Annotated in this window: 1 pseudogene; it reads right to left on the reverse strand. The window is 69.8% G+C overall.

The features are described 5' to 3' along the window. Positions 1 to 394, reverse strand: a pseudogene (locus CWO89_RS46750) (DUF1612 domain-containing protein); the annotation flags it as partial.

Genomic DNA, 394 nt, shown 5'->3' on the forward strand with positions numbered 1-394 from the left:
CGCAACAATCGCGCGCCACTCGTCGAGACGGGCGTCCTCGTCCCAGTCCAGATCGTAGACCAGCGGGTCGCGTTCCAGGCGCGTGAGGTGCGGACCACGTGTTTCACGAGCGAGGGTTCGGTCGGCTTCCGCGATCGCGGCGTCGACTGCGGCAAAGGCAGCGGCGAGCCCCTCATCGATCTCGCTGGCGCCCGAGACCAACACAGCGCCCTCGTCGTCTGCTGTCTCGCCTTCATTGACGCCGAGCTCTCGCCTCTCGAGGCCCAGCCTCTCTTTCGGGTCGCCCTTTCCTTCCCGGCCGCACAGACCGGCAAGGCCGGCTGCCGACAGCGCCCAGTCGGGCTTTTCCGCCGCGATCCGCCGACGCGCGCGCAGTACGGCGTGCGCCCGGGTG

Origin of the sequence: Bradyrhizobium sp. Leo170 (genome assembly GCF_004296405.1) — a bacterium.
Lineage (GTDB): Bacteria > Pseudomonadota > Alphaproteobacteria > Rhizobiales > Xanthobacteraceae > Bradyrhizobium.